Genomic DNA, 25530 nt, shown 5'->3' on the forward strand with positions numbered 1-25530 from the left:
GTCCGGCGTCGTTCCCATCCAGAGGTAAAAACCTCCCGACACCAGCGTCGTCAACACGATCAGGAGAGTCGTGAATATTCCTTGTTTCATAGCATGAATCATCAATCATTAACAAAAAACCTCAAGCACAGCGCCCGTCATGACGGGCGCTGATAAAACGGACCACCACTCTTCATCAGAGAAGATTGCCGAACTTCATGCCGATATAGAAGGTTCGCGGGCTCAACGGACCATAGACGTAGCCCGGGTCACGATCGATCCCCGAATCGAAATCATCCTGATAGGAATTGAAGATATTCTTTACGCCCGCATAGAACTGAAGCCCGGCATCATCGACCGGAACCGTATAACGAACCTTGAGTCCGGCATCGAAAAACGCATCACTTTTACGCAACTCACCTGCGTCTGGATCAGCGATTTCAGGCCCGTAATACGGCACCAGCATCTCACCGGTGTAGTTACCGGTCAAGGCGATACCGACTCGGTCAACCGGTTCCCAGTCAACCGTTATGAAACCATAGGTATCGGGAGTCCTGAAAAACTCTTTTTCATTGAACTCCTGCGGTTCGTCATATTCGCTCGATTGGATGGTAAACCCAGCCCTCATACCAAGCATGTTCGAAGGAGCAAGATGAGCCTCGAGATTGACCCCCTTGACAACCGCTCCCTCGGCATTGTAACGGGTATAGATAACATTACCATCCACATCCGGTGTACCGATATCGATAGCGAACGGATCATCCAGCTCCGTGTAAAACCCCTCGACGAGGAAACCGAAATCCACATCGCCGACCATGGTATCGTAATCGACCGATGCCATATAACTCCTGCTGGTCTCTTCGGTAAGATCCGGATCGTTGACATGAATGATGCGCCTCGAACCGGACGATTCGATATGAAGATCCTCATCGAAAATCTGGGGAGCACGATATCCCGCCGCATAACTCAAACGCGCCTGCAAGTCATCGGAAAAAGAGTAGAGTAAGGTCGCTCTCGGGAGCAGAATATCATCCGATATATCCGCATCAGGACTGATTTCGTTGGTAATCTCGTAATTATCCCAGCGCAGCCCCAGAGTAGCTTTCAACTTGTCCCACGTATACTGATACTCCCCGAAAACACCGACAATATTGCTCTCCTGATCAGCCACTGGCGTTTCCGGCACATGGGTATCCGTGTCGATATCATAGTAACCGAGCTTATCATCCTCGAGCCACTCACGGTTGTTCTCGACACCCGCGATAACCTGGGAAGGACCGAAGATCGCCTTGTATTGAGCCCCCATCTGCAGACTCAAATCATCCGTATGGCCATAGGCGTCAAGCTGCTTCTCCGCACCGTAGTAGGCATCACGGTCGATGTGCTGTGTAGCGATATAGAGAGAAAGCTTGTCATAATCCCTAAAATACTGAGAGTAGGTAAGTGCTCCGTTGATGATCTTCTGCCTGATGGATTCAGCGATATCCGCCTCGTGTTCGACTGCGTCGAAATCGTTACCGCCTCGACGATCTTCATCGATCGTAAAGAAATCGGCCGTCAGCTTGCCACGATCGCCGATCTTTCTGAACGCACGAAGACCGATCGTTGTATTGGTGATTTCCGGAAGTTCGGAGAAGCCATCGCTGTTGGCGTCGAAAGGATCACGGTCCCGGTAAAAACCGAATACCGTCATCCCCATCTTACTGTCTGACGACACCACGGAAGCATTGAGAGTAGCCGTATAGTCATTGGCAGCATCATCGAAATCATCACCGCCTACACCGACCCATCCTGAAGTTCCTGAAAATTCATAGGAATTGACAACGGGATCCTTCAAAATCAGGTTGACGGTACCCCCGATAGCATTGCTGCCATAAAGAGCCGAACCGCCCCCTCGAACCACTTCGATTCGCTCGATCATATTTGCCGGAATCAACTCGAGACCATACACACCAGCAACCGCACTGAACACCGCCCGACCATCGATAAGAATCTGCGAATAAGGTCCTTCGAGACCGTTCATACGAAGCTGGTTGAAACCGCAGTTCTGACAGTCGTTTTCTATGCGAAGACCTGTCGCGAAATTCAATCCTTCACTAACCGTTGCTGCCTGTACCACTTCGGTCAGCTCTTCACCGCTCACTGTTGAAACAATAACCGGTGACTCTTTCCTCAACACCTCGTCCCGAGATCCGGTAACAACGATTTCACTCCCTCTGATAGCCGAGGTTGTAAGACTGAAGTTGAGCTCGGCATTCTGACCGTCTGTCACACTCACTGTCTTTTGCGAAGAACCGTACCCCATTGCACGAACTTCGATAACTCTCGAACCGGAAGGAACACCGATCAATCGGTAATTCCCGTCTTTGTCGGCCGCGATGCCGATAGTTGTCCCTTTTACCGTAACGTTCGCATAGGGAACCGGTTCCCCTTCGCTGACAACCCTACCCGTAACGGTATCGGCCATCACCCCCTGAAAGGGAATTGCACACAACGCGAGAAGTGCACATATCTGTTTAACCTGCTTTTTCAAGATCATGTTGCTGCTTTTCTTGAATTTTACTGATTACTAAAATCCTGCCACTTATTTATACAGAGTCAAAATAAAAATAGACCCCGAAAAACCAAGAAAAAAGTGCACAGCAAAGTAAAATAACCGAACAGAACAAATTATAACTGGACAAATTAAAAATATTTCCACTATATTATTCACAAATTTTCACTTAGCAATAGATCACTTCAAAAGCGATAAAAGCCATGATTGACAAGACTCCCTTCGGAAAACATCTCCTTCTTCTCTTCTGTCTGTTCTGGACGGTAGCATGTACCGACAACAAGAGTGAACCGGTAGAAAAGCCGAACAGTATCGAAAAAAAAACCGGCCTTCTGCTACTCAGTCACGGCTCACATTCGGAAACATGGCGTAATACATTGTTCGAACTTGAAAACAATGTCAGTCAAAGAATCCTTGAAAGGGGTGATATCGCCGGGCTAAAAACAGCGTTTATGGAATACCATGAACCGTCAATAGCCACCCGTCTGAAAGAATTCGACAAGGAAGGTTATTCGGACGTCATTATCGTTCCCGTTCTTTTGACGGTCAGCTCTCACTCCTTCGATGATATTCCGACCATCGTCGGTCTTAAGGAAAACCCGGAATCGGTTGAATTGCTGCGACTTGAAAACATCGAACGCTATACACCGAAAGCGAACGTGCATATCACACCTCTTCTGGATTTCGGAAAAATCCTCGAAAGCAATGTCCTTCGACGGACAAAAGCTCTGTCAAAACAACCCGAAGAAGAGGGTCTGGTACTCATCGGATATGGTTCGGAACCTTATGAAACCGAGTGGAGAGACCTTTTCAGGTCGACAGCGGAACATGTAGCCCGTGAAACGGGTATCGGTGAACACAGTATCGGGTGGTGCGGGCACATTGTACGCTATACTCCCGATTCGACAACAACAGCCATCGAACGCATCCTCGAAAAGAAAAAAACAGCCATTGTCATCCCGTCATTGATCGCGTTCGACGAAAATTTCCAGATACGCATCATTGGAGGTGGAATAGAAAAAATCGGGAATGAGAAAGACAGAGTGCTCTATAAACCGGACGCCATATTACCCGATCCCGATGTCGAGCAATGGGTTATCGATATCAGCAAGGAGTATGCAGCTACAATCAGTAACCAGTAATATCAGTTGAATATGAGTAAGAAAAACCGTGACTCACTGAGAAAAATCAACAATGTCCTGCATCGTGACTTGGGCTATTTTTTTGCCGGATTGATCATCGCTTACTGTCTTTCAGGTATAGCGCTGAACCATATCGATGACTGGAACCCCGATTTCATCGTCAACAAAAACACTCTGGATTTCGGACAGGGTTACGCGATCGACGACATTACTGATGAAGTGATAGCCGAATTCAGCTCCAAAGCGGGAGAATCATCGTTCAGACTCTATGACTTTCCTTCGGAAAGACAGGTAAAGATTTACTACAAGGATGCAACTCTTTTCGTCAATCTGCAGGATGGCACCGGAGAATACGAAAAAATATCACGAAGACCGTTGTTCTATCAGGTCAATGTACTCCACCGTAACAGCGTAGAATGGTGGAAATGGGCCTCGGATATCTTTGCCGGGATGCTGATTGTCATTACAGTATCTGGAATGTTCATGCTGCGGGGCAACAATGGGCTTTCCGGTCGGGGCAAATGGCTGGCGACCGGGGGGTTGATCCCTCCCCTCGCAGCCATTATCATTCAGAACCTTTGATACCGTTCGCCGACATGCCGAATTTGCACCATAACCGCTCTACCATGAAGCACAGATTCTACCGGAATAATTTTTTCTCATTGCCGCAAAAAATCATTGCTTTTCTGCTGATCTTCCTCACAGCATGCAGCGCACCGGAAAAGGAAATCGTTAGCGATTCAAAGCCAAAAAGTATAGGAGTGCTTCTGCTCAACCACGGCTCGAGATCGGAAAGATGGCGCTCGAATCTGCTTGACCTGGAAGAAAACATATCTGGAAAAATCCTTGCTATCGAAGGGATAGACGGCGTCAGGACAGCATTCATGGAACATGCTGAACCATCTATTGCCGATGCCTTGGAAACGTTCGACCGTGATCAATACCGGCATATTGTCATCATTCCGATTTTTCTGACCATCGGCACTCACATGTTCGATGACATCCCTACGATTATCGGAAAAAAAGAAAATCCTGCCTCCCTCGAAAAAATGAAACTCGAAAACATAGAACGATATGTGCCGAAAGCAACAACACATCTCGCACCGCCTCTTGATTTTTCCGACCTCATGAAAAAGAATGCCCTCAGAAGAACGAGAGCATTTTCCACCGAAGCACAAGAAGAGGGCCTGGTGCTTGTAGGCTACGGTTCGACAGCATTTGACGAACAGTGGACGGCACTGTTCAATGATGTAGGTACACATGTCTGCAACGAAACAGGTATCACCGCTCATACCACAGCCTGGTGCGGCCACATCGCTCATTACAGTCCTGACACGACCACTGCAGCGGTGAGCCGTATACTCCAAAAGAAAAAACGAGCGATCGTCATCCCGTTGCTTGTATCGAGCAGTGAACAATTCCAGGGAGAAATTATCGGTAGCGGCATTACAAAAATCAACGACTACGAAAGCAGGGTTCTGTATAAACCCGATGCCATTCTCCCCGACATTAATCTGGAGCAGTGGATTATCGATGTGGCGAGAGAATATGCTGAAAATATTCAAGCAGGAACAAAATTCTAAAAAAACTGAAATTTGTAATTATCGTCGAATCTGCCATGAGTAGAGACACTAAAAAGGAAAGTAAAAGAGAACAACATGCATGTACACACATTGGCACGATGGCAACACAGCCATGACTTTGCCACGATAAACAACAGGGGTGAACAGCGCACACGCTACGTTCTTCTTTTGACAGCGGTTACCATGGTGGCGGAGATCTATGCCGGCAGCATGTACGGTTCGATGGCTCTTCTTGCCGATGGATGGCACATGGGTACGCACGTAGCGGCGTTCATGATCACTATTTTCGCCTACCGGTACGCCCGCAAACATGCCAAAGATCCCGCATTCACCTTCGGTACCGGCAAAGTCACGGTACTGGGAGGCTTTTCGAGCGCGGTCGCCCTTGCTGTCGTAGCTCTCGTTATGGTCGTGGAATCACTGGAAAGAATCATGAATCCCCAGGTCATTCATTTCAACGAAGCCATTACTGTCGCAACCATCGGCCTCCTGGTCAATCTGGCCAGCGCCTTTATGCTCAAGGACGAACATGCACACCACCATCATGGGCATATACACGAACACAATCACCACCACGACCACAACCTACGTGCAGCATATCTGCATGTTCTGGCTGACGCCCTGACGTCATTGCTTGCCATCATGGCGCTCATGGCAGGAAAACATATAGGCTGTAACTGGCTGGATCCAGTCATGGGGATTGTCGGAGCCGTTGTCATAACCCGCTGGTCATATGGATTGCTCAGGGAAACCGGACCGATACTGCTCGATGCGAGTATCGAGAAAGAGTATCGAAAAAAGATACTCGATGCCATCGAGAAAGATGCCGACAACAAAGTTTCCGATATGCACATATGGAAAGTCGGAACAAACGATTATGCTGCAATAATTTCTGTGGTAACCCATTTTCCCAATACGACAGAACATTACAAGAATCTGTTACATCCTTTCGAGCAGTTGTCACATGTTACCATAGAAGTGCATGAATGTAAGGAACCTCCTTGCATAACACCGCAGCTTTCCGTTCAGCCGCAACAGCGGTGAAAAAACAAAAAAAGAGCCCCGAGAACCAGCCACGCTTCTCGAGACTCCTTCAAAAACAGCAAAAAAGCTGTTTTATCAATGATTACAAGTCAACTCTTACCCCGGCAAGAAACTCCACGCCGTCGATATCGTACTCGTCATCGATGTCTTTCTCATCAAAAATATTGTCCACCTTGACAAACACCTCGGTATACTCGCCGATCTCTTTTGCAATGGAAGCGCTCCATATCCAGAAATCATCGAGCCTGATCGTGTTGTCTTCGTCATCCCAACGCTCACCGGTATACGCCGATTCGATATGCATGCGAAGATCCGCTACCGGAATTCTGAAATCGACACCTGCAAAAAATTTGTGGTCGGGTCTATGAACCAGTTCATTTCCGGTAAGTTTGTTTTCCGTATCGAGCAGCGTATATCCGGCCCTTGCTGATATATGGTCATTGAGGCGAGCATCCAGGTTGACCTCAACCCCCTGTGTCATGGCTTCATCGACATTTTCGTAGTACATATCCCATGGAGGAGGCCCCATACGCACAGTCCTGGTATCGATCAAATCCTCGAGCTCGTTCCTGAACAACGATACCTTTCCGGTCACATCCTTGCTGAACGCATACTCGGCACCTGCTTGATATCCCAGGGATTTTTCCGGCTCGAGATCAGGATTGGCATGAACGAGGTATGGCCCCATCATCCAGTCGCCGTATAGTTTCAAGAGCGAAGGAGCCTTGAACGCCGTCCCGACCGAAGCTCTGAAGGTCAAAGCATCGGATGCTTTATACATGACGCTTGCTTTCGGGTTGATCTCCTCCCCCCATTTCTCATGTGCATCGAGCCGCCCGCCCAGCACTATGACAACAGGGGAAAGATCGATCTCGTCCTGCAGATAGAAGCTGTGCAGGTTTTGATCGACAAAAAGCGATTTGCTTTCATCTTCACGCTCTTCCTGCCAGAATTCATAACCGGCGCTCACCAAATGCTTGTCGAACAGCACCCTCGAATAACCAACTTCCAGCTCATAATCGTCCAGCACATAATCGGTAGCCCTGTCTTCAGTCCAGTGATGATAATCGAACAGAGAACCTCTTATCCGCGCTGTCGATGCATCATCCGGCTCCCATTCGAAAAGAGCGTTCAAACCGTAACGCTCCTGGAACCGATCCTGTTTCGACATTTCACTATAGGAGTAATACGGCTTGAGATCTATATCCATTGTTTCGGAAAGATCATACGACAGGGTTCCCTGCACAATGTGCTCATAGTAAGGATCGAACTCTTTATCGACCCCATCGGACTCACGGTAGGTGTAGTTGAACCGGCCCCCGAGTTTCCCGATTCCTGTCCCGGCCGAAACGGTTCCTATCGTCGTGCCCCGGGAGCCCATTCCCAGCGAACCGGAAAATTCAGGGCTGTCGGGAGTCCCTCGAGTAATGATGTTGATCACACCTCCCACGGCATCACTGCCGTACAAAGCGGATGCGGGACCCTTGAGAATCTCGATTCTCTCGATCATCTCGATGGAAATCTGCTGGATATCGATAGCGTTCTGGTGCCCTCCGAGAACCCGTTGCCCATCGATCAGCACCAAAGTATGGCGGAACTCGAGTCCATGGATGCTTACATGACCTTTATCCCCATAAGAACCCGAATTCGATTCGATCGTAAGCCCTGTTGTTTTTTCGAGAGCTTCCTGAACCGTACGGACATTTTTTTCAAGCAGCTCCTCACGTGTAATGACTTCGGCGGCGACCGGTACATCTCCCAGGGTATGCGGCGTTTTTGTCGCGCTCACAACGATCTTGTCGAGAGTTTCGCTGCGCGGCTCTGCCGCCACCTTACCCGATGGACCGACGAATAGCAGCAAAACCAGTGTAAGAGTACTGATTCTCCTGTTATTGAAATGTAATTTCATAGTACATCGTTAATACACCAAGCATCCTCCGGTATTCCGGTCGGACGCTCTCTTGTTACTTCTGTTAAACTCTGCCTGTGCAGTCGCCTTATTTCTCGGACGGAAATCTTTTTTTTTCACGCCTTTCGATCTGAACAATTCTGGAATCGTGTATTGTGACAACAACCTCTCCGTACGCAATAGTTTTAAAACACTGAACCAACTCTTCCAGAATAATGGTGTCCTGACTCTTGCAATCATTGTGGTTTACCGCTTTCTTCTCAGAATTGTCTATCATAGTTTTTATCAATGATGATGACCGGAATCATGGAGACGTTTCAGTTCCGGATCGAATTGCTCCCAAAGCCACTCGGAAACCACGCTCAATTTTTCTTCAGACAGGTTCATGGCGGGCATGAGCCCGAAACGACGTATTGCTTCAGGACGGCATTTTGACAGTGAAGCATCGGGCTTCTGCATGAAGGTCACCATATGTTCTACGGCCTCTTTTTTTTCGGCAAAAGCCTCACGGTAATGTATTGCGATACCTTTTATCGGTGGACCGAATTTCGGAGGTGGCTCCATGGAATGACATCTGCTGCAGTAGCGTTTATAAATCGATGCACCATCGACCACCTCTGCAGCTTCACCCTGACTATCTTTGTTATCCGAAGCGTTTTGGGGGGAACCGCATCCATACCCCCCGGCAATACAGGCAAGCGATAGTGCAAGCAGTGCATGTCGCCCGAAAAGAAACTTTTTTTTCACTGTTAGTTTTTTTAATTCGTTACAGATTCAAACTTACACCACCATAGAAAAAAGTTCCGCTGCTCCCTGCCCCGTAGACGTTTCCATACCCGCCGTCAACCTGCTTGTCGAACAGATTGTCAACACCCGTGTAGAGACGAACATTGTCCGTCAACGATTTCGAGGCATACACATTGACGATGGAGTACGCTTCGGCTTCAGTCTCGACTCCTGTATACTGACTCCCTACGGTCACCACCCTGACATTACTCGAAAAACCGACGGAAGGTTCGTTATAAGCCAGCTTGAGAACATTGGAAACATCAGGAACGTACAGCAGTTTTTCTCCCGTCGTCCGGTTCTCTCCTTTCAGCATGGTCAACTCTTCAGCCAGCGACAGTCCGTAGCCAAGATCCAGCCTGACCGTCAATTCGAGCCCTTGGGTCATGGCCTCGGCAATATTTTGCATTTCATTGATCGGTATCTTCGGTTTCGATCCCTGGTACCGTCCGGTAAAGACTTCCGCGATCATATCGTCGATATGATTGCGAAACAGGGTAACGTTCACCCTGAGTGCACTGTAATCGAGATCAGCTCCGACCTCCCACGTACGCGATGTTTCCGGATCGAGGTCGGGATTCGGGATAAGGATTCTCCTTATGGTATAAGGCGAGCCGGAATAGAGTTCAAAAGCTGAAGGAGCACGGAAACCCTCGCCATACGACCCTCTTACACGCAAATAATCACTCAACTGATAAGCCGCCCCCAATCTCGGGCTATAGACCGATCCAAATCCTGAATGATCGTCGAAACGCAGGCCGAGAATGGCGTTCAGCCTGTCGGTAACGGACACCTCATCCTGAAGAAAAAGTCCAAGGTTGTCGATGTCACTCTCGACACCATCTTCAGTCCGTTCTTCAGTGCGATACTCGATTCCTGCAGTCAGCTTGTGACTGCCGAACAGGGAACCTACCCAACGGCCTTCGAACTGATCGGTAGTCTGCTCGACATCGTGCACCTCGGGCTCGGAACCGTCCGTCGGGGTGAGACTGACGTCCCAGTCATATTCCGAACGATAGGCGCGAAACAACATACTTGAACTCTCTGTAAGTGCTTTCTTGAACTCTATCCGCCCGGTCAGTCTTTCCGATGTGTTCAGCCAGTCGTTTTCCTTTTTCCTTTTCGGGCGTAACCCCTCACGCTCTACATCGGCATAGGTGACACCGACAGCCAGTTCCGAACCTTCATCGATTTCCCATGTCAGGGTTGCCGCTCCAGCTGTAACCTCTTTGTCGTCTCCATCGGTTTGCTGATCCGCTGTATCGAAATCAAACCTGCCTTTATCGACAAAAGAACCAGCGATAACATACCCCAATGCCCCGGAACTACCGCTTACTCCTGCATCGAATGCCGTGTTTTCGGCTTCACCGTGCCGACTCTCTCCATACTGAGCGTTCAACCATGCTGACGTTTCACTGGTCGGTTTCCTGGTGATGACATTGACGACACCGCCGATAGCGTCACTGCCATACAGAGCCGAAGCCGAGCCTCGAACGATTTCGATCCTCTCGATCAGTCCAGCAGGGATTTCTCCCAGGTCGACCTTATCCTGAAACCCTGTCGGCAAGCGCATACCATCGATCATCACAAGGGTCTTGCTGCTGCTCAATCCGCGCAAACGAACGGTACTCATTCGTCCACTGGCCGGTTCGAGATTGACCCCCTGCGCTTCAGTCAACACCTGATGCAGTGTCTGCACCCCCATTTCTTCGATATCACTTCGATCTATGATTTCGATGGCAGCAGGAATCTTTTCGACCGGTGTTTCCGACAACGTCGCCGTCACTACCATCTCACCAAGCTGATGATGCTGAACAGTTTCATCAGCGTAAACAAAAGAAGAACAACCTACGGCTACCGCTGCAATACCAACTAATTTTTTCACCATAAAACGTTTACCTCAGTGATGTTTTGAAAATCTAACTAATTTTAATTTGTCTAAATAACAATTAATTTGTAATTATTGAAACATTTTTTCGTCTCTCGCACCTGTAACCTGTTTTTCTCTATGTGGTATTTTTTTGATGCTGGTGGCCCCCTGATGTATCTGCTTCTTGCCTGCTCTGTTCTCACACTGGCATACACCATCGAACGAAGCATTCATTTTTTCAGGGCGGGACGCTCGGCCGATGTCCCTGAAGCCGTTCATGATCTTATCGAAAAGGAACAGATCGATGGAGCATTGCGGCTTTCCCAAGCATCATCCGGCCCGGTTGCAGCTGTACTCACGGCGGGACTTTTGCACGCAGGGGAAAAAAAGGAATCGATCGAAGAAGAAGTGACTTTGACCGGAAACAAAGAAATCAAGAGGCTCAGCAAAAACCTGCATCTTATCGAATTGATCAGTAGAGTTGCACCGCTCATAGGCCTGCTTGGCACAGTTCTCGGTATGGTCAATGCGTTTCAACAGTTTTCCTATGCGAACAGCTCTGTCGATCCGTCCATGCTGGCAGGGGGAATATGGGAGGCGCTACTCACAACAGCCGCAGGACTCGGAGTTGCAATCCCGTCGATGGTTGTACATCACCTGCTCGAAGAAAAAGTACAGTCCTTTACTTTCCTGATGCAATACTACGGTTCGGAAGCCATAAAACATCTTGGAAAATAACCATGCTGGAACTTCAAACACCTCCCCCAAAAAGGAAATGGCTCGACCTGACACCAATGATTGATGTGGTATTTCTTCTACTTATTTTTTTCATGCTGACATCGATTTTTGCAAAGCCGATGATGCCGGTCAGTCTTCCGGAATCAGAAACGTCAACCGTTCAGGAAGAACCTGAAATAACTCTCGGTATAAGCAGCGAAGGCTCCCTGTCGCTCAACAGCCAGAACATAACCATAGATCAGCTCTATGAGCGACTCTCCGGGCTCCTGGACAAGCATAGCGAGAAAAACATACGACTCATAGCCGACAAACAGATTCATTTCGGCCTGGTAATCAACGTCATGGACATCGCCAAAAAAGCAGGTGCAGACAATATCGCCGTAGTAACGGAAAAAAAGCGGCGTTATGAGCAATAAACAAATCAACATCATCTCGTTTGCCATTGCTTTTGCATTCCATTCAGCCTGCTTTTTGCTCTACAGGATCCCCCCTCTTGAAAGCCAGGCACAAATACCTTCAGCCGCAATCAACCTGAGCTTGGTATCGATACCGGCAAAAAACACTGACACACCACAACAGAAAACACCCTCTGAGCCGGAAAAAACAAATCCTTTACCCGCTCCCGTTAAAAAGAAAACTCCAGTAAAAAAGGAAAAGGTAAAACATCGAACGATCCAGCCAACGAAAGACAAAAAACTGCTTCAGAAAACAACCGATGAAACAGGAGAAAACCCACGGCAAACATCTTCTCAGGCGTCTGCTTCGAAAATCAGCAGTTACCTGGCTATAATTCGTGCTCAAATCGAACAGAACAAGCACTACCCCCGTTTTTCAAAAAAGCAAAACCATGAAGGCACCTCGCTCATCAAACTTCATATTGCAAAAGACGGGAGCGTGCTACAGATCACCATGCTCTCCTCCTCTGGCTATGAGCCTCTTGATAAAGCAACACTGGATGCCGTCAAGAAATCATCACCATTTCCCGCGCCATCCGATTACAAGCTTGGAGAATTGAGCCTGGAAATCCCCGTGTGCTACATGCTCAACTGACGCTCGGCACTCATCCCCAATAGTCATTCCATTGTCAGCCTTTCGCGAAAAATCAACAATTGCGAATACCTTTACTATTTCATGCGATTTTGAAAAAAATGTTTGACACAAAAAAATGTTTATTTATATTTTGTCTAATTTAAAACAAAACATCATAACTATGCCGGAACATCAGAATAAACACCGCCATTGCAGGCCGCAAAATACCCTGCTGAAAAAGTGCCATTGCGGGCACTACCACCTTCATTACAAATATGTGATGCTGACCATCCCCCAACAAACGCTCTTTCATATCATGAGGGAATGCTATGAATGGGAAGAGATGCGATCGGCAAACCCGGAAATATTCCATGATAAAACGTTGAAGCTCATGGTCGGAATCGTACAACTCAGCATTTCGGGAAAAGATTTTGATGAGTTCAACGCTGTCATTCAGGAAGGTTCGTCCGAAGCCCTAAAAATACTGGAACTGGTAGAAAAACCTTCTCGTCAAGGAAGCAAAAAATAATATCAACGCACAAAAATGATAATCTTATGAAAACCATCGGTTTGTTTTATGGCTCTGAAACTGGGAATACTGAGCATGTCGCATCGATGATTGCAGCAGAGATGGGCAACGACAATGTTGAACTACACAATATTGCCGACGCAGATCCTCAATCTCTTTTATCGTATGACAATATTATTCTCGGTTCATCGACCTGGGGATTTGGAGAGCTTCAAAGCGATTGGGAAAACTTCTTACCGGGTTTTGACCAGCTGGATCTTTCAGGTAGAACCATAGCCTTTTTCGGTCTCGGTGATCAAGTGAACTATGCAGACGTTTTTCTCGATGCAATGGGGACCATTTACGAAAAAGTCAAGGAAAGAGGAGGTCAAACCGTTGGCTCCTGGTCTGTTGAAGGTTATGACTTCGCAGCGTCTACGGCTGTGGTGGAGGGAAATTTCGTTGGTCTTGCACTTGACGTTGACAATCAGGACGATATGACGCCCGACCGGATAACTCATTGGGTCTCGAACATCAGCCATATGTTTCAATAACCTTTCAGTTCTTCACTCGTTGCCAGAATCCCCCAGCATTGAACGGCCGCTACCTCCTTGGCGGTCGTTTGTTTTACACTCATTGGAAAAAGAATATCATGAAAACGTTACCAATCATAGTCGCAGGAATACTAAGTCTCTTTACGTTTTCTTCAGCCTTTGCCGAAGAAGAACTGAAAACGGAACATATTGTGTTGTCGCAGCTGATGAAGGCTATTGCAGATAACGATTACGACGCATTTTTATCAAATGGAACACCCACATTCAAAAAAAACATCCCGAAACAGGCTTTTTCCTCGGTTTCCGACCAGCTCGCACCCCTTATCGGAAAAGGATATACAACCGAATATTTATCGAAGCTCCATCAACAAGGTAATACTGTGCATCTGTGGAAAATCCGTTATGGAGAAAGCAAAGAAAATTCAGTGGCGAAAATGGGCGTGATTGACGGACAGGTATCTGGTTTTTGGATCTTTTAAACCAATCCTCAAACAGGGAAAAATGGAAACATTTTGCTCGTAGATGATGTTTTATATCGAATTGTATATTTCGTCCCTTATGTTTTTAGTAACGTAATCGAGAAAAGGAGTAACAGTCAATGTTGAACAAAACTCTTCAGAAAGCATTCAACGAGCAGATAAACAAGGAACTGTATTCTGCACACCTCTACCTTTCCATGGCGGCCTATTGCGAATCCCTGAATCTCCCGGGGATTGCCCATTGGCTGAAAGAGCAGCAGAAGGAAGAAATCGGACACTCCATGCAGTTTTACAAGTACATCATTGAAAGAGGCGGCCGCGCTGAACTTGGGGCGATCGAACAGCCCCCATTGGATTTCAAATCACCAACGGCTCTGTTCCAGGATGTATTGAACCATGAGCGATCCATTACAGCGTCGATCAACAAGCTCTATGAAAAAGCCCTGAAAGAAAACGATTACGCTTCTCAGGTCATGCTCCATGGCTTCATCAAAGAACAGGTGGAAGAGGAAGCTTCCGCATCCGAGATTCTCGAAACCCTTAAGATGGCTGGTGAAAAAGGCCAGGCCCTGTTGATGCTCGATCGCCAGCTTGCCCGCCGCGGCATGGGTTGATAGAACGGAACATCCCGACAAATCGAAAGTTATCGAGAAAAAAAGGAAGAGGCGGTCTCAAAAGGACAGCTTGACGACTTTCGGTCACCATACATATACGTATCAGGCAGAGAGTCATGCCGCACTTGATGCGGCATACACACTGACTTTTATTGGAAGATGGATCCCCGGATCAAGCCCGAGGATGACTGCATGAAGACTATAAGGACTAATGAGACCGCCTCTTTCTCGTTGCCCCCCCATTACCTACCCATTACCTACTATCTTACTACCTATATATCGACAAACCTTTGCGCATACCTCCCGTCACTCTCGATGGAAATTTCACTATAACGCCGGGGGTTGCAACTGAAGCTTCCTCCATTAAAAAACCTCATGCCACCGATCATATAGGTCTGAAAACGATGAAAATGCCCATGAAGCACAATACCTGCATTTAAATGGAGCATTGCATTCAGAAGCTCTTCCCTGTTTTTCAACTCCATCGTCCAGTCAAATGCCTGGTCGATCAATGCATCCGTTTCATAAATCCTGAAGGCATGATGAAAAACCCCAACAACAAAACTTCCCTGAAGTGCTTTTTTTACCTCAGGATCGAAAAGAGCCTCGAGTTCGCCCATGCTGACCTGCCCTCTTGCTCCCAATGGATTATCGATATTCGCCCAGGGATAAGCCGTGTTGACGACGACAAAAGAAATAGACACTTCACCGAAATTGATCACCTTGATATAAGGAAAACCTGACGTCTCGCCTTCCCCTGTTATCAACTCCCTGAACATATGGCAGAACTCGTTGATCTTTCTGCGAAACCTTTTTTTTCTGCCGTTGGTATCCGGGTTCAGTGAGTTGTAGATTCGCATCTCCTCTTCAAGATTGATCAAATCATGATTACCTGGAATGATCGTCACCTTGTCCCACGAATAAAGCCCTTTTTTTTGCAACACCTCTTTGATTGTCACCCAGTCCGAAGGATCGGTAGAGTTAAAAAGATCACCGGTAATAACGATATGATTGCTGCCGGTATTTACAATAGCGGTCAGCAATCTGTCAAGGCGCTCGAACCCACGACTATCTTGCCTACCGGCAAGGTGCAAATCTGAAAAATGTGCCAGTTTTATGCTTGTTTCAGACAAATCCACAGAATTGATTTCCGGGCACCGCTAAAAATTCACATTTTAGAGACGCCGTTTTGTAATAGAAACTGTAAATTACTGCCGTTTAAAATAGCTATTCGGAATACACACAGCAATCTTTTTGGACTATTTTCATTCTTTGTAAGTTATGCGCCATATAATCGAATCACTACAAAATCTTTCCCGAAACCTCTGGTGGTCATGGGATACAGAAGCAAAAGAACTGTTCAAGGAACTTTCTCCCCTTGTCTGGGAGAGAGTCAATCATAACCCAGTCGAACTCCTGCGTCATATTTCACATGACGAAATCAAAGCCCGCCTCGATTGCGAATTCGGCAAAAAACTCGACAACGTCACAAAGCGTTTTGAAGCGTATCTCTCGGAAAAGGATACATGGGCATCAAAGCATGCCCAATCCCTGACAGAAAAAACTGTTGCCTACTTCAGTGCAGAGTTCGGCATACATGAAAGCGTAAGGATCTACTCTGGAGGCTTGGGCGTCCTTTCCGGCGACCATATCAAGTCCGCCAGCGACTTGGGCCTGAATTTCGTTGGCATCACCTTGTTTTATAAAGAAGGATACTTCCGCCAATATCTCAATCAGGAAGGATGGCAGCTGGAAGACTATCCTTTACAGTATCCGGAAAGTCTTCCGCTGGAAAAAGTTACAGACGCCGACGGTAACGACCTGATCATCTCCCTCGATATCGCTCAAAGCGAAGTACTTGCCCAGGCCTGGTACCTGAATGTCGGTAGAGCGAAACTGTATCTTCTCGACACCAACATTCCGGCCAACGAGTCTCATTACCGTGACATATGCTCCAGAGTGTATGGCGGTGATCAGAACATGCGAATCAACCAGGAAATTGTACTGGGTATCGGCGGCGTAAAATTGCTCAGAGCTCTTGGAATCGATCCTGCCGTCTATCATATGAACGAGGGCCATTCCGCATTTCTCACGGTAGAGCTCCTCGCGAAAGAATTGGCCGATGGCGTGGAGCCTGAAAAAGCGAAAGCTAATGTCAAAGAGCAATGTGTATTCACGACACACACCCCTGTAGCTGCAGGCCATGATCGCTTTTCACGTGACATGATGCACTACTCTTTCGACCGTTACCTCCAGAAAAACGGTATAGCTTTTGAGGATTTCCTCCGCCTGGGCTCCGAAAACCCTTCGAATCCTCACGATTTGTTCACCATGACGGTTCTCGCGCTCAACCTTTCACGAAATGCAAACGGTGTTTCAAAGCTGCATGGAGAGGTATCACGTGAAATGTGGCGGCATATTTATTCGGTTGATTCTCCGGGTGACGTCCCTATCGGGCATATCACAAACGGTGTTCACACCGCAAGCTGGACCAGCGGCTTCACCGATAAATTCTGGCGCCGTTATACCGACAGCCTCGACACTTTGACATCTTCCCAGGAAGACGCATCGAAGGTTCTTGCGAACGTAACCGACGAGGAGCTGTGGTGCCTGCGCTACCGCCTGAAAAGAAACCTTATCGACTTTATCTATAGGTACCTTTCAAACCAGCTTTTCCATCAGCATGTTTATACAACCTATATGGAAGCGGATTCATCGAAATCAAGTAAAAACCCGCTCTCGCCGGACGTTCTTACCATAGGTTTTGCAAGACGCTTTGCGACATACAAAAGAGCACCGCTGATTTTTTCGGACATTGAACGCCTCACCAGAATTGTCAACCACCCGACGATGCCGTTGCAGATCATCTTCGCTGGCAAGGCGCATCCTCATGACGATGCCGGCAAACATTACATCCAGCAGATTGTAGAGCATACTCGTCTTCCCCAGTTCAAAGGAAAAATCATCTTTCTCGAAAACTACAATCTCGGAGTGGCAAAACGCATGATATCCGGTGTCGATGTCTGGCTCAACAACCCGATACGGCCGATGGAAGCCAGCGGGACGTCAGGACAGAAAACCGTTCTGCACGGCGGTTTGAACTTCAGTGTTCCCGATGGCTGGTGGCCTGAAGCCTATGATGGTGAAAACGGTTGGTCGATTGGGAGCGGTGAGCTGCTCGACAATCATGAAGCCCAGGACCATCATGACGCAGAAAAACTCTATGATGTTCTTGAAAACCAGATAATCCCTACATTTTATGATCGTAACGTGGATAACATTCCTGTCAAATGGCTCAAGAAAGTCCGAAAAGCGATTACAACCATTGGCCCGGAATACAATACCCACAGGATGGTCAGGGACTATACAAAGAAATATTATTTGAAAGATTGAGAACCTATTCGTTCATCAGCAATAAAGCTGTTTAAACAATGATAGAAAATCCTGAACAGCGATCTTCGAGGTTTTCGGCTGTTTCCCTTGGGCGCGGTCTCGATCTGCGCTCACCGGTTCTTCTTGCATCGGGAACGGTTTCGTACGGTGAAGAACTCAACAAGCTTACGAACTTGAGTAAAATAGGTGGCATTGTCACCAAAGCCATATCGCCTGAACCCCGTCAGGGAAACCCTCCACAGCGTATTGCCGAAACCCCCTGCGGTATGATAAATGCCATCGGTCTCGCCAATGTAGGCCTGAAGAGATTCATAGCGGAAAAAATCCCTTTTCTACAGCAGCTCGACACCTCGGTTATCGTCAATATCGCTGGAAAATCCATCGATGATTACTGTACGGTCATCGAACACCTTGAAGACTGTGAAGGCGTCAACGCTTATGAAATAAATCTCTCTTGCCCCAATGTCAAGGGTGAATGTATGATCATGGGCGTCAGTCGTGAAGCGACTTTTGAAATCGTCTCGAAGCTGCGTTCGATTACGAAACGGCATCTCATGGTAAAACTAACCCCCAACGTCACCTCCATCAGCTCCATCGCATTGGCTGCAGAAGAAGCGGGTGCCGACTCGGTGTCGTTGATAAACACGCTGGTAGGTATGGCTGTTGATTACAAAAAAAGAAAACCCCTTCTTACCAACGTTACCGGAGGGCTGTCAGGACCCGCAGTGAAGCCTGTGGCGCTCGCTAAAGTCTGGGAAGTATACAACGCCGTCACGATACCGGTAGTCGGTATGGGTGGGATAGCCTCGTTTGAGGATGCCATGGAATTCCTGCTCACCGGAGCCAGAGCGATTCAGATCGGTACCATGAATTTTGTCGACCCCGATATCGGTGAAACCATTGCCGATTCCCTCGAAGAGTTCTTTGCCGAACCGGAAAATCCGACAATCGGGGAGTATACGGGAAGTTTGATTGTAGGATGAGAAAACGGAAACTATCGTCACTGTAACCGGTTCCCACAGAACTACATGGAACTCAACGAACATGCAGTAACTTCACTGTAGACGTTGGGCGATGAAAAATCCTCGCCCAACATCTACAGCAATGTCATCTACTTCCCGCCTTGAGAATCCTGCTTACCGCCGGCACGTTCTGCACCAAAGGCAGTCGGCACACCCGACTGCAACATGTAAAAGCAGCCATTCGATCCGCTGAAAGAACTCGAGATACCGGTAATCGATTTACTCGCAAGGTTACCGGCATAGGTCGTCTCACTGTTGTTGAAAGTAAACATGAACATCCCGGCAATTTGTACCCACGGACCATCGTAGCCTTCACCATTGGTCCATGTTCCATTAGAATTGACAGTCATCGAAGTCTTACTGTAAGAACCATCGCAGCCCCAATCGTAAAACAATGTCCAGTCTCCTGTAACAGCCATAATTTTTTCTCCTCATAAAGAAATGGTTAACGAAATTATACAATCAGACAAAACACAGAACTGCCGACACGTATGCATCACCTCCTTGAAATTGTAGCTTCATCGAGGGCTTTTCCGCCATTGATCATCAATCGACATTGATTGAGTTGATCCGTTTAGAACGTGAAATTGCGGCAAACTGTTTATGCAGAGTCACTCTCTTTGACATCGTGCAACGACAACGCATGTCACTCTACAGACAAAACAACAGGAACTGCTGAGGGGTAACACTGAAAAAAGAAAGGAATCTTGCATGCATAGTATGCAAAATCTGACCATCGAAAAAGAGAAAAGGCTGGTGTTATCGAAAATAAAAAACGAGAATGCGCCACATCAAAAATCTTGACTTTCACGAACAACGAGCATTGACTTTCATTAGGGAGCATATTGCCGAAACGCTGTGGTATAGTTTTTACTTTTAACTTTTGAGTTATGACTTTTGAACTTATCTTGGCTGACACCATTTCTTTCATTGATCACGATAAACAGCTACAATGATGAGTTTAAAAGTGCGTATCGACCAGGACCTCAAAGAAGCCATGAAAAGCGGGGATAAAAACAGGATAAATACCGTTAGGGCAATCAGGGCGGCATTTCTCGAAAAGGAAGTTTCATTACGAGTTGGAGGTAAGGCCGAGCTGAGCGAAGAGCAGGAACTCGAAGTTGTCATGAGTCTTGCCAAAAAACGTAAAGACTCCATTCAACAGTATAAAGATGCCGGGAGAATGGATCTCGCAGAAACCGAGCAAGCAGAACTGTCGGTGATTGAAACCTATCTGCCTGTCCAGATGGCAGATGAAGAAATCGAAACTACTGTAAAGGATATCATTGCCGAATTGGGAGCAACATCCATGAAAGACATGGGAAAAGTCATGGGTGCAGCCATGAAACGACTGAAAGGCAAGGCCGATGGCGGAAAAGTACAGGAGATCGTCAAATCAGCGTTATCATAATACGATGTAACCTTATTGTAAAGATCGATCGCCATTGCTATCGCTGTTATTATCGGTAAAAAAGTAAATGGTAATTAGAGTACAAACTCTCCTATAACAAAGCATCAAAACCGTGTTCCATTAACATGCTTGATATCAATTATATCCGACAAAACCCGGAAGAAGTTGCAGAAATGCTGAAAAAACGTCAGCAAGCAGAGGACTCTATCCGGCTCGATGAACTGCTTGAATTCGATATACAGCGCCGGCAACTCGTCCAAAAATCAGATGAGCTCAAAGCATTGAGAAACAAGGTTTCAAAAGATATCGCCACCATTAAAAGAACCGGGCAGGGCTCTGCGGAAGACCTCATTCGTGAAATGAAAGAGGTCGCGGACAACATTGCCCGAATGAACGAAACCCTGGGAGAACTCGAGGAAAAAATGGAAGCGATTCTGCTCTCGCTTCCCAACAAACTGCATATCGACGTTCCAACAGGTTGCTCATCTGAGGACAATGTCATTTATAAAGAACCGATAGCTTTCGATCATGCTCTTGATTTCCCTTTGAAGAATCATCTTGACCTTGGAAACACATTAGGCATTCTTGATTTTGAACGAGGAGCTAAAATTTCTGGCAGCGGTTTTCCGGTCTATGCCGGAAAAGGAGCTCGACTCGAACGTGCGCTTTTAAATTTCATGCTGGATTACCACACGGAAAAGCACGGATATACCGAAATCTTTCCTCCTTTCATGGTTAACGAAGACTCACTTCGAGGTACGGGACAGTGGCCCAAGTTTGCCGACCAGGTATACTACATGAACGAGGATGACCTCTACGCAATCCCGACTGCAGAAGTTCCTGTCACCAATCTTCATCGTGAAGAAATACTTCGTGACGAACAGCTTCCCATATCTTATGCTGCTTACTCGGCCTGCTTTCGCAGGGAAGCTGGAAGCTATGGGAAAGATACACGGGGATTCCTCAGAGTGCACCAGTTCAATAAGGTCGAAATGGTCAAGTTCACACGCCCCGAGGATTCGTATGATGCCCTTGAAGAGATCTTACACAATGCCGAAGCAATTCTCAAAGCACTGAAAATCCCTTATCGAGTCTTGCTTCTTTGCAGTGGAGATATCAGTGCCACTGCGGCAAAATGTTACGATATCGAAGTATGGTCACCGGCTGAAAACAAATTCCTTGAAGCGTCGAGTTGCTCCAATTTCGAGGATTACCAAGCGCGGCGAGCCAACATTCGCTTCAAGCCTGCGGGCTCATCAAAACCGGTTTTCATCCATACTCTAAACGGTTCCGGACTTGCGACTTCGAGATTGATGGTATCATTGCTCGAAAACTACCAGACCCCCGAAGGCACAATTATCGTACCGGAAGTGTTGAGAAAGTATACGGGATTCGACCTGATTGATTAGTACCCTGTTCTACAAACAGCAGAGATGCTTTTTACACATCTCTGCTTACTGTACGGAGTAGATGGAAAAAAGCTCATCATAAAAATCTCGAGCCTCTACCATCATTTTATTTTATCCACAAATAATAGAGATGTATCTTTTTGTTGTTTGGCAAACTGGAAACTTGAAAGGAAAAAAGCCGTGCACATCGAACAGATCATCTTGTCCCACCTGCTGAAACCGGTAAGAGATGTAACCCTGCACGCCAATCGTCTGCTTGATAACTATGATGAAGTCATATGGTTGATCGGAGACGGCCGAAGTGGCACAACGTGGGTGTCCGACCTGCTCAATCATGACAAAAAGTACCGGGAGATGTTCGAACCGTTTCATCCCCAACATGTCGATGAAATGAGCTTTTTATCACCACATGAGTACGTCAGAGCTGATGATTCACATGATCAGCTGAAACACATTGCAGCAGATGTTTTCAGCGGAACCTTCACCCATCCCGTAGTTGACTCGGCCAATCACTCACACCTCTACAGTGGTTTATTGATCAAGGATATTTTTGCCAATCTCTTTGCCTACTGGGCATCGATTCGTTTCCCGAACCTGAAAATCATACTGCTGATCAGAAATCCTTTTTCAGTTGCCCTCTCAAAAAGCAAAAAGAAAGACTGGTACTGGGTGACCGATCCGATGTTGTTGCTCAACCAGCGGAAACTTTACGAAGATCACCTGCATCCTTTTGAAGAACTCATCAAAAAAACCAGTGAGAATAATGACTACATCCTACGCCAAATCCTGATCTGGTCAATAATTAACTACGTTCCGCTTCGCCAGTTTCCATCGAACAAGATTCACATTGCATTTTATGAGGAAGTTTTTGCAGACACGAACAATCAGATTTCTTCCGCATTTCGATTCGTCAAGAACACTCGCGAAAACTGTCATGTTGAACTCGATGATGAAACCATCAAACGCCCAAGCAGGGTCGTCAGTAAAGACAGCAGCCTCTTTCAAGACAAATCTCCCGTAACCTCCTGGAAAAACGAATTTTCTCCAAAACAAATCGATGCGGGATTAAACATTCTCGATGAGTTCGGCCTAGCCGAACTTTACGATGATAACTCGTTACCCAACCGGAAAGTGCTGAATACAATCCAAGGTTTATAATCCCGTCGCGTTCCCCTCGAAGCATAACAAACGCAAAAAACGATAATACCCTGTTCATCCTTGAATTGCGGCATAATGTGGAAATTATTTACAACGTCCCGCAAAAAAAATGAAACCTTTTTGTTTCCTCATGCATAGTAACAATCAAAAGGCTTTGTCTTTGATGAAAAACTATTGAAAGGAGAAGAAAGCATATGAGCGCTACAATGAAATCATGGGCTACACCGTTGGCTGCCGGCACGTTTATCATCCTTGCCGTTACAGGGATTCTGATGTTTTTTAAAGTCGACGCTGGATATATCAAGCCTGTTCATGAGTGGTTGAGTTGGGCAATGGTGATCGGGGTGTTGTTTCATACCATTGCGAACTGGAAACCTTTCATCGCATACTTTTCACGCAAGCTTCCTCTCTCCATCATCGGAGCAGGTGTGATCATCACCATGCTTTCAATTGTTGTACCCTCTTCAGAGAAAGGCAGTCCCAAAAAGAACATGTTCAGAGCGCTCGAGTCGGCAAAAATTGAAATGCTTGCCGATATGACCGGTCAAAGCAGTGATGCCCTTATCGGTAAACTCGAGGGAAAGGGAATTACAAACGCCGAAACATCCATGACCATCGAGGAAATTGCAAGTGTGAACGGGAAAAAGGAAATGGAGATTCTCTGGACGATCTTCGAGTGAGAAACGCGGTTGTGATGAAAACATTTGAGGGATAACGTGCGCGATGGAGAAAGGGGGACCTCCATCGCGTACGAAAAAAACGAATCGGCTCAAACGTTTTTCTGTTCGGCAGATTCAGCTGACCCGGCAAACGCTGCTTCGGCTTCGAGCCAGTCTTCGACATCCGAACCGTATTTTTCTCCTTTTGCCTGCCACAGGTAGTAAGCTGCAGTCCTGATCTGTTCTTCACACTGTTCCTGCGTCATGATTTGCTTTTCATTCGTTTCGTTTGACATCGCTTTTGTAGTTTTAGGTTATACCATCCGCTACTGCCTTGCTTTTTTCACATCTTTGCAACATGTACTTCACTCTTTCAGCAAAACCAAATTACTCCGCCCCTCATATTCTGTCAAGGATCACCTTGTTACAATCATGTGAATTATGACTGGTGACATGAAGACAACACCTTTGCGCAGTGCATCGTTCTTTCAGCCACCAATTCGATCGATGGGAAAGTGCTTTCCGGAAAATAACGTTGAGTTCTCGACGGAGCAAGGCTATCGCATGGTTCCGAACGAAAAATGCCTTCAGGCTGCCGAGCTGTCTTTTGCCGTTATCTTGTCCCGAAACGCTTTCACCAGACGGCTGACTTTGTCAACCTCGATGAGAAACGCATCGTGCCCGTATGATTCATGGAGATACTCGATACGGCTTTCGGGAATATGCTCTGCAAGCTCTTCCTGCTCCTCTTTCGGGTAAAGAATATCCGAGGTGATAGAAAGCACCTCGACAGGCATCGCAAGAGACTCGAGTACCCTTTTGTAGTCTCCTCTCCCGCGTGACACGTCATGAGTATCCATTGCCCTGGTAAGGGTTATATAGGTATTTGCATCGAAACGGTTGACGAGCTTCTCACCCTGATAGCGAAGATAGCTTTCAGCCTGAAAGGTAGCATCGTCCTTTTTTTCACGCCCGAAACGTTCCTGGAAATTGTCGAAGCTCCGGTAGGAACACATCGCCATCATACGGGCGGCCGCCAGCCCCCTTGCCGGCGGAGCATCCAGCTCATACCATCCGTCATTCCAGTCCCGATCCGCACTGATTGCCTGACGCTGGGCTTCACTCTGGGCGATACACCATGCCGAATGCCGCCCGGACACGCCCATCGGCATCAGCGCACGAACCATTTCAGGGAACATGAATCCCCATTCGAGAACCTGCATTCCACCAAGTGATGCTCCGACAACCAGCTTCACCTGCCGGATGCCCAGTTCATCGAGCAACAACCGCTGAAGCCTCACCATGTCACGGATAGTCACCGCAGGAAAATCAGGCCCGTAACGTCTGCCGGTCAGGGGATTGCGGGAAAGCGGTCCGGTCGTACCGTAGCAACTGCCGAGTACATTGCTGCAGATAATGAAATCTTCAGTATCGTCGAAACCCATCGCCTCACCGAACATGCCGTCCCACCAGGCATCGGCATCGGCCGAACCGGTCAATGCATGACAGATGAGCACTACATTGTTTCGCTCCCGGTTCAAAGTACCCCAGGTGCGATACGCTATAGTCGTTTCCGGCAGTTCACCCCCGAGCTCGAGGCTGAAAGGTTTACGACTGACAAAAAATCCTGTCTTTTCAGATATGCTATCGATATACTCCATCCCCGATTATTCGTTTTCAAATTGGGAA

At 47.1% G+C, this 25530-nt stretch carries 26 protein-coding genes and 1 pseudogene; 17 read left to right on the forward strand and 10 right to left on the reverse strand.

From position 1 onward, the window contains the following. Both QZ209_RS05440 and QZ209_RS05445 read right to left on the reverse strand, forming a co-directional pair. Positions 1-90 (reverse strand): annotated as a pseudogene (locus QZ209_RS05440) (MotA/TolQ/ExbB proton channel family protein); the annotation flags it as partial. Positions 91-175: 85 nt separating this feature from the next. Next, the gene (locus QZ209_RS05445) at positions 176-2518 is read right to left on the reverse strand and encodes a TonB-dependent receptor (protein ID WP_294345440.1); all 2343 of its coding nucleotides are present in this window, start codon (positions 2516-2518) and stop codon (positions 176-178) included. Between the two features lie 218 nt (positions 2519-2736). Here QZ209_RS05445 and QZ209_RS05450 point away from each other — a divergent pair, with 218 nt between their 5' ends. The 4 genes from QZ209_RS05450 to dmeF all read left to right on the forward strand — a co-directional run bounded on the left by QZ209_RS05450 (position 2737) and on the right by dmeF (position 6302). Further along, positions 2737-3675 carry a CbiX/SirB N-terminal domain-containing protein gene (locus QZ209_RS05450; protein WP_294345443.1) on the forward strand — a complete coding sequence of 313 codons (939 nt, stop codon included), beginning with the start codon at positions 2737-2739 and terminating at the stop codon, positions 3673-3675. Positions 3676-3687: 12 nt separating this feature from the next. Next, positions 3688-4257 carry a PepSY-associated TM helix domain-containing protein gene (locus tag QZ209_RS05455; protein WP_294345445.1) on the forward strand — a complete coding sequence of 190 codons (570 nt, stop codon included), beginning with the start codon at positions 3688-3690 and terminating at the stop codon, positions 4255-4257. 44 nt (positions 4258-4301) lie between these two features. Further along, positions 4302-5258, forward strand: a complete 957-nt coding sequence (locus tag QZ209_RS05460) for a CbiX/SirB N-terminal domain-containing protein (protein ID WP_294345447.1) — start codon at positions 4302-4304, stop codon at positions 5256-5258. A gap of 75 nt (positions 5259-5333) precedes the next feature. Next, a complete protein-coding gene (gene dmeF, locus QZ209_RS05465; protein ID WP_294345450.1) occupies positions 5334-6302 on the forward strand; it encodes a CDF family Co(II)/Ni(II) efflux transporter DmeF in 969 nt (322 codons plus the stop codon). 82 nt (positions 6303-6384) lie between these two features. On the opposite strand, the gene QZ209_RS05470 is transcribed toward dmeF, so the two are convergent. From QZ209_RS05470 to QZ209_RS05480, 4 genes are all read right to left on the reverse strand, one after another. Then, on the reverse strand, positions 6385-8211 hold the full coding sequence (locus QZ209_RS05470; protein ID WP_294345453.1) for a TonB-dependent receptor: 1827 nt from the start codon (positions 8209-8211) through the stop codon (positions 6385-6387). Positions 8212-8299: 88 nt separating this feature from the next. After that, positions 8300-8488, reverse strand: coding sequence for a YezD family protein (locus QZ209_RS12615; protein ID WP_366515751.1), 189 nt, complete (start codon positions 8486-8488; stop codon positions 8300-8302). 8 nt (positions 8489-8496) lie between these two features. Further along, the gene (locus tag QZ209_RS05475; protein WP_294345455.1) at positions 8497-8958 is read right to left on the reverse strand and encodes a c-type cytochrome; all 462 of its coding nucleotides are present in this window, start codon (positions 8956-8958) and stop codon (positions 8497-8499) included. Positions 8959-8977: 19 nt separating this feature from the next. Further along, complete coding sequence (locus tag QZ209_RS05480) at positions 8978-10885, reverse strand: TonB-dependent receptor (protein ID WP_294345457.1); 1908 nt, start codon at positions 10883-10885, stop codon at positions 8978-8980. Positions 10886-11005: 120 nt separating this feature from the next. Between QZ209_RS05480 and QZ209_RS05485 the strand changes: the two genes are divergently transcribed. From QZ209_RS05485 to QZ209_RS05515, 7 genes are all read left to right on the forward strand, one after another. Further along, entirely contained in the window at positions 11006-11605 is a 600-nt protein-coding gene (locus QZ209_RS05485; protein ID WP_294345459.1) for a MotA/TolQ/ExbB proton channel family protein, read from the forward strand. Positions 11606-11607: 2 nt separating this feature from the next. Then, entirely contained in the window at positions 11608-12021 is a 414-nt protein-coding gene (locus QZ209_RS05490) for a biopolymer transporter ExbD (RefSeq protein ID WP_294345463.1), read from the forward strand. Then, entirely contained in the window at positions 12011-12655 is a 645-nt protein-coding gene (locus QZ209_RS05495; RefSeq protein ID WP_294345465.1) for an energy transducer TonB, read from the forward strand. Before QZ209_RS05490 ends, QZ209_RS05495 begins: the two co-directional genes overlap by 11 nt. 160 nt (positions 12656-12815) lie before the next feature. Continuing rightward, on the forward strand, positions 12816-13163 hold the full coding sequence (locus QZ209_RS05500) for a hypothetical protein (RefSeq protein ID WP_294345467.1): 348 nt from the start codon (positions 12816-12818) through the stop codon (positions 13161-13163). Between the two features lie 26 nt (positions 13164-13189). Beyond that, on the forward strand, positions 13190-13696 hold the full coding sequence (locus QZ209_RS05505) for a flavodoxin (RefSeq protein WP_294345468.1): 507 nt from the start codon (positions 13190-13192) through the stop codon (positions 13694-13696). Between the two features lie 98 nt (positions 13697-13794). Next, complete coding sequence (locus tag QZ209_RS05510) at positions 13795-14175, forward strand: hypothetical protein (RefSeq protein ID WP_294345471.1); 381 nt, start codon at positions 13795-13797, stop codon at positions 14173-14175. Positions 14176-14294: 119 nt separating this feature from the next. Then, on the forward strand, positions 14295-14789 hold the full coding sequence (locus QZ209_RS05515; protein ID WP_294345474.1) for a ferritin: 495 nt from the start codon (positions 14295-14297) through the stop codon (positions 14787-14789). 272 nt (positions 14790-15061) lie between these two features. Here QZ209_RS05515 and QZ209_RS05520 read toward each other — a convergent pair whose 3' ends face one another. Continuing rightward, positions 15062-15928 carry a metallophosphoesterase gene (locus tag QZ209_RS05520; protein ID WP_366515752.1) on the reverse strand — a complete coding sequence of 289 codons (867 nt, stop codon included), beginning with the start codon at positions 15926-15928 and terminating at the stop codon, positions 15062-15064. A 142-nt stretch (positions 15929-16070) separates the two neighbouring features. Between QZ209_RS05520 and glgP the strand changes: the two genes are divergently transcribed. After that, the gene (gene glgP, locus QZ209_RS05525) at positions 16071-18182 is read left to right on the forward strand and encodes an alpha-glucan family phosphorylase (protein WP_294345480.1); all 2112 of its coding nucleotides are present in this window, start codon (positions 16071-16073) and stop codon (positions 18180-18182) included. A 38-nt stretch (positions 18183-18220) separates the two neighbouring features. Next, the gene (locus QZ209_RS05530; RefSeq protein ID WP_294345482.1) at positions 18221-19165 is read left to right on the forward strand and encodes a dihydroorotate dehydrogenase; all 945 of its coding nucleotides are present in this window, start codon (positions 18221-18223) and stop codon (positions 19163-19165) included. A 128-nt stretch (positions 19166-19293) separates the two neighbouring features. On the opposite strand, the gene QZ209_RS05535 is transcribed toward QZ209_RS05530, so the two are convergent. Further along, complete coding sequence (locus QZ209_RS05535; RefSeq protein WP_294345485.1) at positions 19294-19623, reverse strand: hypothetical protein; 330 nt, start codon at positions 19621-19623, stop codon at positions 19294-19296. Between the two features lie 536 nt (positions 19624-20159). On the opposite strand from QZ209_RS05535, the gene QZ209_RS05540 reads away from it, so the two are divergent. The 4 genes from QZ209_RS05540 (at position 20160) to QZ209_RS05555 (ending at position 23862) form a co-directional block, all read left to right on the forward strand. Then, positions 20160-20615 carry a GatB/YqeY domain-containing protein gene (locus QZ209_RS05540; RefSeq protein ID WP_294345545.1) on the forward strand — a complete coding sequence of 152 codons (456 nt, stop codon included), beginning with the start codon at positions 20160-20162 and terminating at the stop codon, positions 20613-20615. 125 nt (positions 20616-20740) lie between these two features. Next, a complete protein-coding gene (gene serS / locus QZ209_RS05545; RefSeq protein ID WP_294345486.1) occupies positions 20741-22024 on the forward strand; it encodes a serine--tRNA ligase in 1284 nt (427 codons plus the stop codon). A 180-nt stretch (positions 22025-22204) separates the two neighbouring features. Then, on the forward strand, positions 22205-23182 hold the full coding sequence (locus QZ209_RS05550; protein WP_294345488.1) for a sulfotransferase domain-containing protein: 978 nt from the start codon (positions 22205-22207) through the stop codon (positions 23180-23182). 194 nt (positions 23183-23376) lie between these two features. Next, positions 23377-23862 carry a DUF4405 domain-containing protein gene (locus QZ209_RS05555; RefSeq protein ID WP_294345495.1) on the forward strand — a complete coding sequence of 162 codons (486 nt, stop codon included), beginning with the start codon at positions 23377-23379 and terminating at the stop codon, positions 23860-23862. An 89-nt stretch (positions 23863-23951) separates the two neighbouring features. On the opposite strand, the gene QZ209_RS05560 is transcribed toward QZ209_RS05555, so the two are convergent. Both QZ209_RS05560 and metX read right to left on the reverse strand, forming a co-directional pair. After that, positions 23952-24137 (reverse strand): DUF2934 domain-containing protein, encoded by a 186-nt coding sequence (locus tag QZ209_RS05560; protein ID WP_294345497.1) that lies wholly within the window; start codon positions 24135-24137, stop codon positions 23952-23954. 291 nt (positions 24138-24428) lie between these two features. Next, positions 24429-25502 carry a homoserine O-acetyltransferase gene (metX, locus tag QZ209_RS05565; protein WP_294345500.1) on the reverse strand — a complete coding sequence of 358 codons (1074 nt, stop codon included), beginning with the start codon at positions 25500-25502 and terminating at the stop codon, positions 24429-24431. Positions 25503-25530: the final 28 nt, after the last annotated feature.

The organism is Prosthecochloris sp. (assembly GCA_015482705.2).
Lineage (GTDB): Bacteria > Bacteroidota > Chlorobiia > Chlorobiales > Chlorobiaceae > Prosthecochloris.

What these genes read in the sequence shown, in the direction of transcription:
- QZ209_RS05445 (WP_294345440.1), bottom strand. Translation starts at nt 2,518, where the DNA reads ATGATCTTGAAAAAGCAGGTTAAACAGATATGTGCACTTCTCGCGTTG.
- QZ209_RS05535 (WP_294345485.1), bottom strand. Translation starts at nt 19,623, where the DNA reads ATGGCTGTTACAGGAGACTGGACATTGTTTTACGATTGGGGCTGCGAT.
- QZ209_RS05500 (WP_294345467.1), top strand. Translation starts at nt 12,816, where the DNA reads ATGCCGGAACATCAGAATAAACACCGCCATTGCAGGCCGCAAAATACC.
- QZ209_RS05560 (WP_294345497.1), bottom strand. Translation starts at nt 24,137, where the DNA reads ATGTCAAACGAAACGAATGAAAAGCAAATCATGACGCAGGAACAGTGT.
- QZ209_RS05450 (WP_294345443.1), top strand. Translation starts at nt 2,737, where the DNA reads ATGATTGACAAGACTCCCTTCGGAAAACATCTCCTTCTTCTCTTCTGT.
- QZ209_RS05495 (WP_294345465.1), top strand. Translation starts at nt 12,011, where the DNA reads ATGAGCAATAAACAAATCAACATCATCTCGTTTGCCATTGCTTTTGCA.
- QZ209_RS05455 (WP_294345445.1), top strand. Translation starts at nt 3,688, where the DNA reads ATGAGTAAGAAAAACCGTGACTCACTGAGAAAAATCAACAATGTCCTG.
- QZ209_RS05555 (WP_294345495.1), top strand. Translation starts at nt 23,377, where the DNA reads ATGAGCGCTACAATGAAATCATGGGCTACACCGTTGGCTGCCGGCACG.
- QZ209_RS05490 (WP_294345463.1), top strand. Translation starts at nt 11,608, where the DNA reads ATGCTGGAACTTCAAACACCTCCCCCAAAAAGGAAATGGCTCGACCTG.
- glgP (WP_294345480.1), top strand. Translation starts at nt 16,071, where the DNA reads ATGCGCCATATAATCGAATCACTACAAAATCTTTCCCGAAACCTCTGG.
- QZ209_RS05540 (WP_294345545.1), top strand. Translation starts at nt 20,160, where the DNA reads ATGAGTTTAAAAGTGCGTATCGACCAGGACCTCAAAGAAGCCATGAAA.
- metX (WP_294345500.1), bottom strand. Translation starts at nt 25,502, where the DNA reads ATGGAGTATATCGATAGCATATCTGAAAAGACAGGATTTTTTGTCAGT.
- QZ209_RS05510 (WP_294345471.1), top strand. Translation starts at nt 13,795, where the DNA reads ATGAAAACGTTACCAATCATAGTCGCAGGAATACTAAGTCTCTTTACG.
- QZ209_RS12615 (WP_366515751.1), bottom strand. Translation starts at nt 8,488, where the DNA reads ATGATAGACAATTCTGAGAAGAAAGCGGTAAACCACAATGATTGCAAG.
- QZ209_RS05505 (WP_294345468.1), top strand. Translation starts at nt 13,190, where the DNA reads ATGAAAACCATCGGTTTGTTTTATGGCTCTGAAACTGGGAATACTGAG.
- QZ209_RS05515 (WP_294345474.1), top strand. Translation starts at nt 14,295, where the DNA reads ATGTTGAACAAAACTCTTCAGAAAGCATTCAACGAGCAGATAAACAAG.
- QZ209_RS05470 (WP_294345453.1), bottom strand. Translation starts at nt 8,211, where the DNA reads ATGAAATTACATTTCAATAACAGGAGAATCAGTACTCTTACACTGGTT.
- QZ209_RS05460 (WP_294345447.1), top strand. Translation starts at nt 4,302, where the DNA reads ATGAAGCACAGATTCTACCGGAATAATTTTTTCTCATTGCCGCAAAAA.
- QZ209_RS05480 (WP_294345457.1), bottom strand. Translation starts at nt 10,885, where the DNA reads ATGGTGAAAAAATTAGTTGGTATTGCAGCGGTAGCCGTAGGTTGTTCT.
- serS (WP_294345486.1), top strand. Translation starts at nt 20,741, where the DNA reads ATGCTTGATATCAATTATATCCGACAAAACCCGGAAGAAGTTGCAGAA.
- dmeF (WP_294345450.1), top strand. Translation starts at nt 5,334, where the DNA reads ATGCATGTACACACATTGGCACGATGGCAACACAGCCATGACTTTGCC.
- QZ209_RS05530 (WP_294345482.1), top strand. Translation starts at nt 18,221, where the DNA reads ATGATAGAAAATCCTGAACAGCGATCTTCGAGGTTTTCGGCTGTTTCC.
- QZ209_RS05485 (WP_294345459.1), top strand. Translation starts at nt 11,006, where the DNA reads ATGTGGTATTTTTTTGATGCTGGTGGCCCCCTGATGTATCTGCTTCTT.